A 13,631-nucleotide genomic window follows, 5' to 3' on the forward strand; every position below is an offset into this window, starting at 1 on the left:
CGGAGCAGCGCGTCCGGCCGGGACCGGGACGGCCCCGCCGGTCCGCTCCCCGGTCGACGCCGTGTCACCGCTTCACCGGGTGCGACGGGCTGTGGCGGAATCCTGCCCGAAGTGGCGGTCTTGACCTGGCCGGAGGTCGGTGCCGCGTACGAGGCCGCCGGGCGCCGGGACGCGGTCAGCCGCGTCATCGCACGCGGTGCACCCGGTGACGTCGGCGGCCGTCCCCGGGATACTGGTCGCCCATGGATGAGGTCGAAGTCGTCGTCGCCCATTCCGAGCGCGCGACCCTGCGCGTCGGGGACGTGTTCCTCAAGGTGGACGCCGACCAGGCGCGCATCGACGTCGAGGTCGAGGCGATGTCCCTCGCGCCGGTCCCGACCCCGCAGGTCCTGTGGCGCAGGCCGCCCGTGCTGGCGCTCGCCGCAGTCCCGGGGACGACGCTCGGGCGCCTCGGCGGGCCGTCGACCGGATCGCCGGCGGCGTGGGCCGCGGCGGGCGCCGCCATCCGGAGACTGCACGACGCGCCGCCACCGCCCCGGCCCGGCCGGGCGGGCCGGGGCATCGCCGCGCTGGAGGCGGAACTCGACGACGAGTGCGGACTGCTCGTGGCGAACGGCCTGCTGCCCGCCGACCTGGTCACCCGCAACCGCCGGGTCGCCGAGGCCGCACTGCGGCCGTGGACTCCGGCGTTCACGCACGGCGACCTGCAGATCGCGCACGTCTTCGTCGACGGCGACGAGGTCACGGGCATCATCGACTGGTCCGAGGCGGGCCGGGGCGACGCCCTGTACGACCTCGCCACCTTCACGCTCGGACACGGGGAGCACCTCGGCGACGTCGCCGCCGGCTACGGCGCCGGCATCGACCTCGACGTGATCCACGCGTGGTGGTCGCTGCGGAGCCTGCTGGTGGTTCGCTGGCTGGCCGAGCACGGCTTCGACCCGTTCGCGCCGGGCTGTGAGGTCGACGTGCTGAGATCCCGGATGTGAGGCTGCGCGGGCCCGGCTGCGAGATCCTGCTGGTCATATCGTGGCTTTCGTACGGCTGGCCGGCAGGGGGCTGTTCACCTCTTCCGACCGGTGGCTCCCCGCCCGTGTGACACCGGGAGGACAAGGGGCGCCCGGAAGGTACGGACACGGACGGATCCCGTGGACGCACGACGCGTGCCACGGTGCACCCGGGGCGAAGCCGGTTGCGAGGCCGACCGTCCGCGGAAGCGCCCTGCTCAGGCCGCTTGTAGAGTGGGAGGCGGCCGGACCGGAAGGGACGATCATGGGCGCTGGCGCCGGCACCGACTCCCTCGACCGGGCGACGAGCGACTTCCTCGCGGCGCGCCCGCAGCTCTTCGGCATCGCGTACCGCATGCTCGGGAGCGCCGCCGAGGCCGAGGACATCGTGCAGGAGGCCTGGCTGCGGTGGCAGAACGCGGACCGCACGGACGTCCACGAGCCGACGGCCTTCCTGACCACGATCACCACACGTCTGGCCATCAACCTGGCCCAGTCCGCGCGCGTGCGGCGGGAGTCGTACGTCGGGCCGTGGCTTCCCGAGCCGGTCGACACCCGGTCCGATCCGCAGCTGGGGGCGGAACGGGCCGAGGCGCTCGAACTGGCGGTGCTCATGCTCCTGGAGAAGCTGAACCCCGTGGAGCGTGCCGCCTACGTCCTGCGGGAGGCGTTCGACTACCCGTACGGACAGATCTCCGGCATCCTCGACACGAGCGAGGCCAACGCCCGCCAGCTGGTAAGCCGTGCGCGCAGGCACCTGGCCGCCGAGCGCAGGGAGCGCGTCAGCGCGGCGGACCACAAGCGCCTGCTGGAGGTGTTCCTCTCCGCCGCGCGGACGGGCGACCTGGCAGTGCTGGAGGACGTCCTCACCGCGGACGTCGTCAGCTACGCCGACGGCGGCGGGATCCGCGGCGCGTCGAGGATCCCGGTCATCGGACGTCCGCACGTCTCCAAGTACCTCGTGGCCTTCGCGCCGCGCTTCTGGCCGCAGGCGGACGTCCGGTGGGTCGAGGCCAACGGGCGGCCGGCCGTGCTCGTCTCGTCCGACGGGACCGCCGTGGCCCTGCTCTCCGTCGACGTGTCCGCGGAGGGCATCGACCGGATCATGTGGATGATGAATCCGGACAAGCTGTCGCCCTATGTGGCGTCCCTGGACGCCTGACGACCCGCCCCTCCGGTGCACGACGGCGCCGCGTTCGGGGCCTGCGGCTCCGACCCCGCCGACGGGGAGCGCCGCCTCGTCCACGCGGACGCCGCCGTCCCGAGGGGCGGTGTCCGTGTCCGTCCGGAGGACCGCGGCGCGGACGTGCGCGGCCCCTGCGCCGCCGGTGAGGCGTCGGGCGGCCCGTACGGCGCCGGCCGGCTCGGCGGCGGCCCCGTCGGGCCGCTGCTCCACGGCCGCCTCACCGGGAGGGCGGCCGCCGCCCTCCCGGAGCCGCCGGCCTCGGCGGCCCGGTCCCGGAGGAACGCCCCGCGGTCCACCCGGGGACCTGTCACACCGACCGTCCCTGCCCGGTCTTCCCTGGGACAGGTGACATCGAAGGTCTCCGAAAGGATTGCCCCTATGAAGATCGCAGTGATCGGCGGTACCGGACTCATCGGCTCGAAGCTGGTCGCCAGGCTCGCCGAGCACGGTCACGAGGCCGTGCCCGCCGCTCCCAGCACCGGCGTCAACACGCTGACGGGCGAGGGACTGGCCGAGGTCCTGAGCGGGGCGTCGGTCGTGGTCGACGTCTCGAACTCCCCCTCCTTCGCGGACGACGCCGTCATGGAGTTCTTCCGCACCTCGACCGCCAACCTCCTCAAGGCGGAGGCGGACGCCGGAGTGACCCACCACGTGGCCCTGTCCGTGGTCGGCACGGAGCGGCTCCAGGAGAGCGGCTACTTCCGCGCCAAGCAGGCCCAGGAGGAGCTGATCAGGTCCTCCGGGATTCCGTACTCCATCGTCCACGCCACCCAGTTCTTCGAGTTCATGAAGGGCATCGCCGATGCGGCGACCGACGGCGGCACCGTCCGCCTGGCGCCCGTCGGGATCCAGCCCGTCCACTCCGACGACGTGGCCGCGGCCGTGGGCCGTACGGCGGTCGGGACCCCCGTCAACGGGGTGGTGGAGGTGGCCGGCCCCGACGCGTTCCAGCTGGACGAGCTCATCCGCCAAGGCCTCGCGGCCAAGGGCGACCCCCGCGAGGTCGTGACCGACGTGCACGCCCGGTACTTCGGTGCCGAGCTGCGCGAGGACACCCTCCTGCCCGGCCCGGACGCGCACCTCGCCGCGACCCGTTTCGCGGACTGGCTCGCGCAGCAGCGGTGAGCCACCGGGTGGCGGCCCCCGCACAGGGCCGCCACCCGCCCCCGGCCTGCTGCTCCCCGGCGCCGCGCGGCCGTGCCGCAGCGGCCTGCCGCACCCGGAGCGGCAGGCCGCTTCCTTCCCGGACGCGGCGGGCGCCGGGATGCCGACGCTCTTCACCGGCACCGGCACCGGCACCGGCACCGACACCGACACCGACACCGACACCGACACCGACACCGCGACCGCGACCGGCTCTGCGTCGGAGCAGGAGGCCCGGAACCGGATCCCCGTCGAGCGCGGGCACGTCGACGTGAGGCGGATACGGCAGGACTCCGCGGACACCTCAGCCCGGTCCGCTGCTGCTCCTCCGGTGACGTCGCACCTGCTGTCGCTGCACGCTCGTCCCGGGAACCGCAGCCGTGGGGGCAGGCCGGTCGCGGGAGCCTCCCCTCCCCGAGAACTGTCGGAGGGTCAGTCGCCGGGGGCCGCACCGGTGAGGCCGGGCAGGGCGTGGGCGGCGGACGCGTCGGGACGGCGTGCGCTTCCCCGGAGGTTTGCATGATGCAATGATTGAACGGTGGTACAGAGCGATCCGATCGAAGGGTGCTCGGCAGGACGCTGCCCGCACCCTCACTCCGGAGGGTCCGGGGCAGGTGGGCCGGGAAGTCCGCTCGGCGGTCGCCCCGGCGACCCCTCCGACAGGCGGACAGAGGCCGCTGCACGATGACGAGCGCCAGATCCTCCGACGGGCCCGGAGAACCCTTCCGGCCGAGCGGCGCGCATCCGTACCGCCTCCGCCTTGAGCCCGCCGTCCTCCTGCCCGGCGGTGCGGCCGTGCTCAGGCCCGCAGGCACCCTCGACCACCGCGCCGACGCCCTGCTCGACCCTGCCGTCGCCGCGCTGCTCGCCGACGGCGCGCGCCATCTCGTGGTCGACCTGGCAGGAGTGACCCGCTGCGACTCCCGAGGTGTGGACTGCCTGCTCGGCGTCCGCCACTGCATCCGCGTCCTCGGCGGCGTGTTCGCCGTCGCCGCGGCGCAGGGGCCGGTCCTGCGGGCGATCGCCGCCTGCAGCGCGGGCCGGGAGCTGTCCTGCTTCCCCGACACGGAGCGCGCACTCGACGCGGTCCGCCGGGGCGCCGCTCCGGGCTCCCCTCGCTGAACCGGGCCGGGGGCGGGCCGCCCCTGTTCGGCGCGGCACCGGACACGGCCATGCCCGTCCCGGGCCGCGACGCCGGAGCCGCGGCCCCGGCCGGAGCCGGGGCCGCGGGACGCGCGACCGGCCGCCCCCGGGGCCGCGTGCGGCCAGGGGGGCGGCCGGTGGTCCGTCGTCGCCCGGGTCAGGCACCTCCCCCGGTGCTGTCGTGGTCCGCCGCGCCGGGACGGTCGTCGCGGCGCCGGCTGCCGGGCAGCACGTCCTGCAGCATGGCCTTGAGCCCCTGCCGGACCACGGAGCCCCGGTCGCTGCCGCCGTGCAGGACCGCGGAGGCCGCGGCCTCGATCCGGTCCAGGGAGGCGTCCGCGCACCCCCTGCGCACCCGGCGCGCCGTGGCCGGTCGGGGTCAGCGGGGACGGGGAAGGGCGCGGTCCCGGTGCCGTGCCTGCGGGCGGGCCGCCTCCGGCCCGGGGCCGCGGGCCACCCGCCACATGCCGTACGGGAGGTCGACCAGGAGCCGCCACGGACGGCCCTCGGCGCGCGCGCTCCACCGCTCCGCCCACCCGGCCGTCCGCACGCGGGGCAGCGGACGGGCATGGGCCCGTCCTCCCACCATGTCGGAGAGCACCCTTGCCACAACGCCTCCCGCACGTCCCCTCTCTGCCCGCGGTCCGGTGCCGCGGCTCACGTCGCGCACCGCACTGCTGCCCCGTCCGGCGCCGGGCGAACCGCACCGGCGACGGCAGGGGCGGGGCCGCCGTCCGCCGCGAGGGCGGCGGTCGGCGGACCGCGGAGGGCGGGCAGGCGGGCCGGCGGGTTCCCTGCGGGTCCCTCCTGTCCTCGGCCGGCGTGCGGCCGGAGGCGGGCGAAGAGCCCCTGGGTGCCCGCCGGACCGGAGGGGAAACGGTCGTGCGGGCGCCGGGACCGGACCGTCCGTCACCATCCCGGAGGGTCGGGGGGAAGGGGGAGCGCGTACGGCTCCCCTCCGGCCTCGGCGAGGTCCCGCAGGGCACCCACCAGGCCGGCCCTGCGGTCGGCGGGCACCGCCGCGACGACCCGCCGGATCTCCTCCCGGCGGCGTTCGAGGACGAGGGCGACGGTGCGCCGCCCCTCCGGGGCGAGGGCGACCCGCACCTCGCGGCGGTCGCGGACCCCGGCCTCGCGCACGACCAGGCCCGCGGCGGCAAGCCGGTCGGCCATGCGCATCGCCGTCGACGGGTTCACCCCGAGCTGCTCGGCCAGCCGCGACAGGCTCAGGGGGCCGCGCGTCTCCAGGACCACGAGCATGCGGAAGCGGGGCAGGGTGAGGTCCTCGGCGGTCCCCGCCAGGGAGCGCACCGAGAGGGCCACCAGGACGCGGGAGGCGGCCAGGACGGCCGTGACGACCTCGTCCTCGTCCTCCCTGTCGGGGGTGACGGGACGCGCAGGAACGGCCGGACCCTCTGGGGTGGCGGGGCCCTCCGGAGTGGCGGGGCCCTCGGGGGCGGCGGGGCCCTGGTCGGCGGCGGCCCGCCCGGGGGCGGCCGAGCTGTCGGAGGGGCCGGGGGCGGGGAGCGTGCCGCCGTCCGCGGCCGGCCGGAGTTCTGTCATGGCTCCTTCCTACCGCCAGGGGCCGCCCGGCCGCCGCCCGCCCCGCTGACGCCGCTCCCGGTCCCGGAGGCGGGCGGCGCCCCCAGGCGGGCCGTGCACTCCAGGAGCAGGGCGTGGACGAACGCCTGGGGGAGGTTGCCGCGCAGCTGCCGCTGCCCGACGTCGTACTCCTCGGCGAGGAGCCCCGGCGGTCCGCAGGCGGCGCGGTTGCGCTCGAACCAGCGGACGGCCGCCACGGGGTCGGGGTCCGCGAGCGCCATGACGAACCCGCACAGCAGGAAGGCGCCCTCGGCCTCCCCCAGTGGCCCGTCGCCGTGCCGGAACCGGTAGACGTACCCCTCCTGCGCGAGCGCCCCGACGACCGCCCTGCGGGTCCGCTCCTCCCGGCCGGGCTCGGGCGGGAGCCCGCCGCGGGCGTAGGGGACCAGCAGTGCGGCGTCGACCCGGTCGTCGTCGGCGGCGCGCCGCCAGCGGCCGTCGGGCCGCAGGCAGCGGCGCTCGGTCTCCCGAAGGATCCGGTCGGCGAGGTGCGCCCGGTCGGCGGCGCCGGGCCCGGGGAGCGCCTCGGCGATCCGGTGCAGGCCGGCGACGGCCGCGAGCCGCGAGTGCGTCCACCAGGCGTCGTGGGTCTCCCACAGTCCCGCGTCCGGCCGGTCCCACTCCTCGGCGACCGCGCGCACCGCCGTCCCCACGGCGCGGTGCGCGTCGGCGTCCAGGCGGTCCAGGCGGGCGGCGGCGGCGGCGCACAGCTGGAGGAACTCGCCGTAGGTGTCGAGCTGGAACTGGCTCCCCGCCCGGTTGCCCACCCGGTCGCTGCCGCCGGGGTAGCCGGGCAGGCCGAGCGGCCGCTCGGGCGGGACCGGTCCCCCGTCGACCGCGTAGGCGGGGCGGAGGCGGGGGCCGTCGGCGAGGACGCGTTCCGCGGTGAAGCGCACGGACCGGTCGAGGAGGGGGTGCGGCCCGTGGGCGGCGACCGCGAGTCCGGCGTAGCACTGGTCGCGGACCCAGGCGAAGCGGTAGTCGTAGTTGCGGCCGGCCTCGCTGCGCTCGGGCAGCGAGGTGGTGGCGGCGGCGACCATGCCGCCGCTCGCACTGGTCATCCCATGGAGGACCGCGTGGGCGAGCCGGGCGTCACGGGCGGCCGGGCGGTCCTCGTAGGGAGGGACCGCGTCCCGCCAGGCGGCGGCGGTGGAGCTCCACAGGGCGGCGGGGCCGGGGGGCCGCTCCGGCAGCCGGTCCCCCACCTCCAGCACGAGGTCGTGCGCGTCGCCGGCGGCGACGGTGAGGACCGCCTCCAGGACGCCGTCCCGGTCGGGGACCGCCTCCGCCGCCCCCGCGAGCCGGACCCGCAGGCCGCCGGTGCGGGCGGTCCACACCCCGGCGTCCCGGCGCAGACCGGTCAGGGGGTGCGCTCCGAAGCCGGCCCGCAGGTCGAGGCGGACCCGTACCCGGGCCGTGCCCCGCACCGCGAGGACGCGGCGCAGCAGCACCGCCCGGCCGGGGTCGGCGGGCAGCGCCAGGGCCTCCCGGCACTCGACGACGCCGTCGGGCAGCACCCAGCGGCCGGTGTGGACCAGGGTGCCGTCCTCGTAGGAGCCGCCCCACACGTTCCAGGGGTCCTCGGGGGTGACGAGGTAGGTGCCGCGGCCCCCGATGAGGGGGGAGAGGACGGCGTCGCCGTCCCAGCGCGGCGCGCACATCCACACGACGTCGCCGCGGGGTCCGACCAGGGCGCCGCGCTCACCGTCGGCGAGCAGGGCGTAGTCCCGCAGGGCCCAGGGGCCCGGCTCGGCCGGGCCGGTCCGGCCGGGGGGCGGCGCGGTGGCGGGCTCCCCCGGGTCCGGCTGCTCCCGTGGGCGTCGGTCTGTGCGCGTCACGTGGTCCTCCTCGGGGTGCGCGGTCACGGCACGGTCCGCTGGCGGGGTACCCCGTGGCGGCTCCGCCGACCGCCGATCGCCGGGGCCGGGAGAGCGGGGACGGAGCCGGTGCGGGCGGGCCCGGGAGGCCCGGGGGGCCCGGGGGGGGGCGGGCGGGCCGGGCGGACCGGGGGGCCGGGCGGGCCGGGTGTTTCGGCGGAGGGGGGCGGTGCACCCGGGGACCGCGGAGCACGTGCCGCGCCCCGGCCGCCCGGAGCGGCGGGGCGCGGCCTACGGCAGGAGACGACGGGAGGCAGGGCCATGGCAGGAGCAGGCGGCCGGGTGGCCGTGGTGACGGGCGGTTCGGCCGGGGTGGGCCGGGCCGTGGTGCGCGCGCTGGCGGCGGACGGCTGCGACGTGGCGGTGCTGGCCCGGGGGCGGACCGGCCTGCGCGCGGCGGTGGCCGAGGTGGAGGCCGCCGGGCGGAGGGGCCTCGCCCTGCAGACGGACGTCGCCGACGCGAAGGCGGTCGAGGAGGCGGCCGACCGCGCGGAGGAGGGGCTGGGGCCGGTGGACGTCTGGGTGAACTGTGCGTTCGCCGGCTTCCTGGCCCCGTTCACGGAGGTGGACGACGAGGAGTTCCGCCGCGTCACCGACGTCACCTACCACGGGCAGGTCAACGGGACCCGGGCGGCGCTGCGCCTGATGGGCCCGCGCGACCGGGGGGTGGTGGTCAACGTGGGGTCCGCCCTGAGCGGCCGCGGCATCCCGCTGCAGAGCGCGTACTGCGGGGCGAAGCACGCCGTGGTCGGGTTCACGGAGGCGGTCCGCACGGAGCTGGAGCACCGGCGCAGCGGCGTGCGGATCTGCGGGGTGCAGCTTCCCGGAATGAACACGCCGCAGTTCACCTGGGTCCTCAACCGGATGCCGGGGAGGCCCCAGCCGGTGCCGCCGATCTACCAGCCGGAGGTCGCCGCGCGCGCGGTGGTGTTCCTGGCCCGCCACCCCCGCCGCAACGCCTGGGTGGGCGTGTCCACCGCGTACACCCTGCTCGGCAACCGCGTCGCACCGTGGCTCGCCGACCGGTACCTGGCGCGCACGGGCTTCGCCTCCCAGCAGACCGGCGAGGACACGCCGGTGCGCCCCGCCAACCTCTTCGCGCCCTCGGACGAGCACGAGGACGCCGGGGCGCACGGCCCCTTCGACGACCGGGCGCACGGGCACGACGCCTGGGGGTGGGCGAGCCGGCACCGCACGGTCCTGGCCTGCGCCGGCGTGGTGGCGTGCGGACTGAGCGCACTGGGCGGGCCGCTGCGGTCAGGGGCCCGCCGCCGCTGAGGAGGCCGGCATCGGGGGACCGGGGGACCTCGGGGGCTTACGACACGGCCCGGTCCGCAGGCGGTCCGCCGAATCGGGAGAAAAGGCACGTAATTTTTGCCTTGTGCAAAGGTTCGGTCCGTCCGTGCCGGACAGGCGTACGACGAGACGCCCGCATCCCCACGGGAGGAGAGGCCGCCATGACTCCCCGCGCGACCGGACCGCACAATGCCGCGCCCCCGGGCCGCCCCCTTCCGGGGCAGGCCGCAGCGCCGGGGGCACACGCGATCCCCCGCACACCGTGGTGAGCGCCACGGCCGCCCCGCCGGGCACACCGCGCGACCACGCCGCGGTCCCGCCCGCCGCGCCGGTCCGTGCCGTGACCCGCTCCGACGGGCTGCCCGAGCAGGTGGACGCACTGCTCCGGCGGCTGTCGGAGCTGAGGGACTCCCCCGAGCGCCTGGCCGTGCGCGACGAGGCCGTCCGGTCCCTGCTGCCCCTGGCCCGCCGCATCGCGGGCCGGTTCCGGGGCCGGGGCGAGGACGCCGAGGACCTCTACCAGGTCGCCTGTGTGGGACTGGTCAAGGCCGTGGACGGCTACGACGGCGCCCGCGGCCACGCCTTCCTCTCGTACGCGGTGCCCACCATCCGCGGGGAGGTCCGGCGGCACCTGCGGGACCGGACCGCGGGCGTGCACGTACCGCGTCCGGTCCAGGAGGTCCTGGCCCGGATCCGCACCGCCCGCGCCGAGCTCCAGCAGCGGAACCACGGTGCCCGGCCCACCGCGGAGGACCTCGCGGCGCACACCGGGCTGGACGTCGCGGACGTGCGCCGGGCCCTGGGGGCCGAGGACGTCCGGCACACCCGCTCCCTGGACGCGGCCCCGGCGGGCCGCCACGGCGGACCGGCCCTCGCCGACCTCGCGGGCGCCGAGGACCCCGGCCTGGACCTCGCCGTCGACCGGGTGTCGCTGCGCCCCCTGGTGGAGCGGCTGCCGGAGCGCGAGCGCCGCATCCTGTACCTGCGGTTCTTCGAGGACATGACGCAGAGGCAGGTCGCCGAGGCGGTGGGCCTCTCCCAGATGCACGTCTCGCGGCTGCTGCGCGACTGCTTCACCCTCCTGCGGGAGCAGGTGCTGGGCCCGGAGGGCCCTGCCGCGGGGACGGCCGGACCGGAGTGCGGCACCGGCGCCGGGTCGCAGCGGCGACGGCGGGACCAGGACCGCGCACCGGAGGACCGCCGTCCGGCGCGGGGCGGCGCGCCCGCCGCGGAGGCCGTCCCGCACGGCTCGGGACGTCCGGCCCGTCCGCACCCGGGCGGCCGCCGGGGCCCGGAGGCCGTCGGCGCCGCTGCGGGCGTCCTCACGGACGGCGCCCGGGGCAGGCCGGCCCGGGACGTTGCCGGAGGCGCGAACCGGCGGGCGCGCCCCTTCGGGGACCAGGGTGTTCACGCCGACGGTGCGGCTCCCGGACCGGGCCGCCCCGGCCCGGGAGCCGGGTGCACAACGCCGGAGGCCGTGGAAGCACCCGGGAACGGTTCCTCGTACGGAGCGGCCGGGAACGGCTGCTCCCGCGGAACGGCCGGGCGGCGCCCGCGGCCCCCCGTCCCGGACCGCCCCTCCCCCGCCGCGGTGGACCGCCGTCCGCGGGGCCGTCCGGTGTCCGCCCCCGTCAGCCCCGCCGGGGCGGGCGGGCCGGTCGGGAGCCGGCCGAGCCCGGCCGCCGGACGCCCGCACGGCGGGCGCCGCGCGCGGGTGCCCCGGACCGGCGTGCCGGTCCGGGGGCCCTGAGGCCGCCCCTGCCCGGGCCGGCGCGCGGGCGCGCGGCTCAGGACGGCCGGGCTGTCAGGGAGCGCATGCGCTCGTACTCGGCCCGGTCCTGGATCCGCCAGAAGGCCTGGCCGACGGCGAGAACGCCGCGCGCAGCGGGCGGCCACGCGTCCGCCCGGTGTTCTCCCGTCCGGGTCGCGCAGCTCGGGGCCCGCCTGGTCCGCCCCGAACGCCGCCTGACGCCGCCCCGTGGCACCCGGTCTGCGAGAGCTCGGTGACAGGAGCGCGGGACGCGGGGAAGCCGCAGTTGTCGCAACGGTCGTCCAGCCGTGGACCGGTGCCCGATGCGGGCCTCGGAGCGGTACTCCGCCTCGGCCACCGCCACCAGGAGGTCCAGCGATCCGGCCAGGAGCATCCAGGGTTCCTCGACGGCCTCCCGGATGCGCGCCATCCATCCCCCCTGCCGGCAGCCTGCACTCGGGCCAGGGCAGGATGCCCAGGCGGCCGCCGACGCAGGTCCTGCCGGCCATGTCGTGGCCCGCCTCCGGTCCCTGGCCCTGTGCGTCCACCGTCCGGGGACCGGAGCCGTCGGGCAGCGTCGCCACCGGCCGGGCGGAGATGCCCCGGAAGCCCCGGAGGGTGCCGTCGCCCCGGGCGGGCACCGCCCACGGGCGCCTGTCCTCGACTCCGTTGCGACAGGGCGGGCCAAGGGTGTGCCGGGCGAAGCACACGACGGAATTCCTTGCCGGCGGGGCCCGGACCTGGGGCGGGGGCGGGAAGGCCTGCCGGGTTCCCCGCCCCGCCGGGGGTCAGAACGGCTTGGTGGGCAGGTACTTGCCGTCCAGGGTGATGACGGCCCGGCGGCCGCCCTCGGGGTCCTCGACGGTCTTGAAGTCGAGTCTGAAGTTGATGGCGGAGACGATGCCGTCGCCGAGCTGCTCGTGGACCAGGGCCTTGAGGGTGGTGCCGTAGACCTGGAGCATCTCGTGGAAGCGGTAGATGGTCGGGTCGGTGGGGATGCCGCCGGGGATGGATCCGCGCAGCGGGACGGTCTGGAGCAGCCGGGCGGCGTCCCGGTCGAGACCGAGGCGCTCGGCGACGGCCGTTGCGGACTGTTCGGGGAGGGGGTGCTGGCCGAGCAGGGCGGCGGTGACGAAGGCGACGGAGAGGCCGGCGGTGTCTGCCAGCTCCTGCCAGGTGAGGTCCTTCTCGGCCTTTGCTTCGACGACCTGCAGGGCGAGCTGCCGGCGGGCGGCCGGGTCGAACTGGGAGTGCACCATGGGGTGGGCCTTTCGGGTGGGGTCCTCAGCGGGGTGCCCGGACCTGGTTCGGGGGTGTGACGGGTGGTGGGAGGGGGTGGTCAGCCCGCCAGGGCGGTGAAGCGTCCGGTTCCGGTGTCGAGCGTCTCGGCGGAGCCGGACCCGATGTCGTAGACCCGGCCGTGCAGGGTGACCTTGCGCCGGACCAGGGCCTTGGCGACCGAGGGGTGGGTCTGCAGGTTCGCCAGCTGGACGAGGACGTTGTCCTTCACCAGGGCGGCGACCCGCTCCGGGCCGGCGGAGTGCCCGCCTGTGACCTCAACGATGCATGACCTTTTCTATAGTTCCAAAGACGCAATATCCATGATTGCCATCGATGACACCTATGGTTGACGGCATGGAACTGCGCCACCTCCGGTACCTGCTCGCCGTGGCCGAGCACGCCAGCTTCACCCGCGCCGCCGAAGCCCTGCACGTCTCGCAGCCCACGCTCTCGCAGCAGGTCAGGCAGCTGGAGAGCTCCCTTCAGGTGCAGCTGCTCGACCGCTCCGGGCGCACCGTGCGCCTCACCGACGCCGGCCAGGCCTACACCCACTACGCGCGTCAGGCCCTGCGCGACCTCGCCGCGGCCGAGCGTGCGGTCCGCGACGTCCAGGACCTCTCACGCGGCACCCTGCGCCTGGCCGTGACGCCGACCTTCACGGCCTACCTGGTCGGGACGCTCGTCGAGGACTTCCACGCGCGCCACCCCGGGATCACCCTGGACATCCGCGAGATGGCACAGGCCCGCATCGAGTCCGAACTGGCCGCCGACCGGCTCGACCTCGGCATCGCCTTCAGCGGGGCACACCTGCCGGCCATCACCGCCAGCACCCTGTTCACCGAGCACCTCGGCCTCGTCGTCGCCTCCACCCACCCCTGGGCGACCCTCCCGGGCCCGCTACCGGTGCGCGCCCTGCGCGACCAGCGACTCGCCCTCCTCAGCACCGACTTCGCCACCCGGCGCCACATCGACCAGTACCTCGCCGAGCACGGGGTCCAGCCACAGGTCGCCGTCGAGGCCAACTCCGTCGGCGCGCTCATCGCGATCGTCCGGCGAACCGGACTCGCCACCGTGCTGCCCGACGCCGTCACCGGGGATCGGCCCCACCTCCACGCCGTCGCCGTCGACCCCCCGCTGCCTTCACGCACCGTGGCACTGCTCCGCCGGGACACCTCCTACCAGAGCGCCGCCGCCCGCTCCTTCACCACGCTCGCCGAACGCCACGCCCACATCTTCGGCCACACCGGCGACGAACCGGCCCGCACCGACCCTCCGCAAGGAGCACACGGATCCGCCTGAAGGCCTGAGCCCGGATCCACCGAAGCCTCCCCGACGTGACCGGTGTT

General features: G+C 76.8%; 12 protein-coding genes. 7 read left to right on the top strand and 5 right to left on the bottom strand.

The window, feature by feature from the left end:
• Positions 1–242 precede the first annotated feature (242 nt).
• The 4 genes from LO771_RS21395 (at position 243) to LO771_RS21410 (ending at position 4,458) form a co-directional block, all read left to right on the top strand.
• On the top strand, positions 243–989 hold the full coding sequence (locus LO771_RS21395) for a phosphotransferase family protein (protein ID WP_230654907.1): 747 nt from the start codon (positions 243–245) through the stop codon (positions 987–989).
• 283 nt (positions 990–1,272) lie between these two features.
• Positions 1,273–2,169 carry an RNA polymerase sigma-70 factor gene (locus LO771_RS21400; RefSeq protein ID WP_230654909.1) on the top strand — a complete coding sequence of 299 codons (897 nt, stop codon included), beginning with the start codon at positions 1,273–1,275 and terminating at the stop codon, positions 2,167–2,169.
• A gap of 402 nt (positions 2,170–2,571) precedes the next feature.
• Positions 2,572–3,318 carry an SDR family oxidoreductase gene (locus LO771_RS21405; RefSeq protein WP_230654911.1) on the top strand — a complete coding sequence of 249 codons (747 nt, stop codon included), beginning with the start codon at positions 2,572–2,574 and terminating at the stop codon, positions 3,316–3,318.
• A gap of 702 nt (positions 3,319–4,020) precedes the next feature.
• Positions 4,021–4,458 (top strand): STAS domain-containing protein, encoded by a 438-nt coding sequence (locus LO771_RS21410; protein ID WP_255744654.1) that lies wholly within the window; start codon positions 4,021–4,023, stop codon positions 4,456–4,458.
• Positions 4,459–4,636: 178 nt separating this feature from the next.
• Here LO771_RS21410 and LO771_RS21415 read toward each other — a convergent pair whose 3' ends face one another.
• From LO771_RS21415 to LO771_RS21425, 3 genes are all read right to left on the bottom strand, one after another.
• Positions 4,637–4,834 carry a hypothetical protein gene (locus LO771_RS21415; protein WP_230654967.1) on the bottom strand — a complete coding sequence of 66 codons (198 nt, stop codon included), beginning with the start codon at positions 4,832–4,834 and terminating at the stop codon, positions 4,637–4,639.
• A 554-nt stretch (positions 4,835–5,388) separates the two neighbouring features.
• Positions 5,389–6,042, bottom strand: a complete 654-nt coding sequence (locus tag LO771_RS21420; RefSeq protein ID WP_230654915.1) for a MarR family winged helix-turn-helix transcriptional regulator — start codon at positions 6,040–6,042, stop codon at positions 5,389–5,391.
• Positions 6,039–7,919: a glycoside hydrolase family 15 protein gene (locus LO771_RS21425; protein WP_374228212.1), complete on the bottom strand. Its 1,881-nt coding sequence runs from the start codon at positions 7,917–7,919 to the stop codon at positions 6,039–6,041. The genes LO771_RS21420 and LO771_RS21425 overlap by 4 nt, the downstream gene beginning before the upstream one ends.
• Positions 7,920–8,219: 300 nt before the next feature.
• On the opposite strand from LO771_RS21425, the gene LO771_RS21430 reads away from it, so the two are divergent.
• Positions 8,220–9,236 (top strand): SDR family oxidoreductase, encoded by a 1,017-nt coding sequence (locus LO771_RS21430; protein ID WP_230654917.1) that lies wholly within the window; start codon positions 8,220–8,222, stop codon positions 9,234–9,236.
• A 358-nt stretch (positions 9,237–9,594) separates the two neighbouring features.
• A complete protein-coding gene (locus tag LO771_RS21435) occupies positions 9,595–11,004 on the top strand; it encodes a SigB/SigF/SigG family RNA polymerase sigma factor (RefSeq protein ID WP_230654919.1) in 1,410 nt (469 codons plus the stop codon).
• A gap of 788 nt (positions 11,005–11,792) precedes the next feature.
• Here LO771_RS21435 and cynS read toward each other — a convergent pair.
• Both cynS and LO771_RS21445 read right to left on the bottom strand, forming a co-directional pair.
• A complete protein-coding gene (gene cynS / locus LO771_RS21440) occupies positions 11,793–12,263 on the bottom strand; it encodes a cyanase (protein WP_230654921.1) in 471 nt (156 codons plus the stop codon).
• A gap of 80 nt (positions 12,264–12,343) precedes the next feature.
• On the bottom strand, positions 12,344–12,568 hold the full coding sequence (locus LO771_RS21445) for a carbonic anhydrase (RefSeq protein ID WP_308188963.1): 225 nt from the start codon (positions 12,566–12,568) through the stop codon (positions 12,344–12,346).
• Positions 12,569–12,639: 71 nt separating this feature from the next.
• On the opposite strand from LO771_RS21445, the gene cynR reads away from it, so the two are divergent.
• A complete protein-coding gene (gene cynR, locus LO771_RS21450) occupies positions 12,640–13,584 on the top strand; it encodes a transcriptional regulator CynR (RefSeq protein ID WP_230654923.1) in 945 nt (314 codons plus the stop codon).
• Positions 13,585–13,631: the final 47 nt, after the last annotated feature.

Origin of the sequence: Streptacidiphilus sp. ASG 303 (assembly GCF_020991365.1) — a bacterium.
Classification (GTDB): Bacteria; Actinomycetota; Actinomycetes; order Streptomycetales; family Streptomycetaceae; genus Peterkaempfera.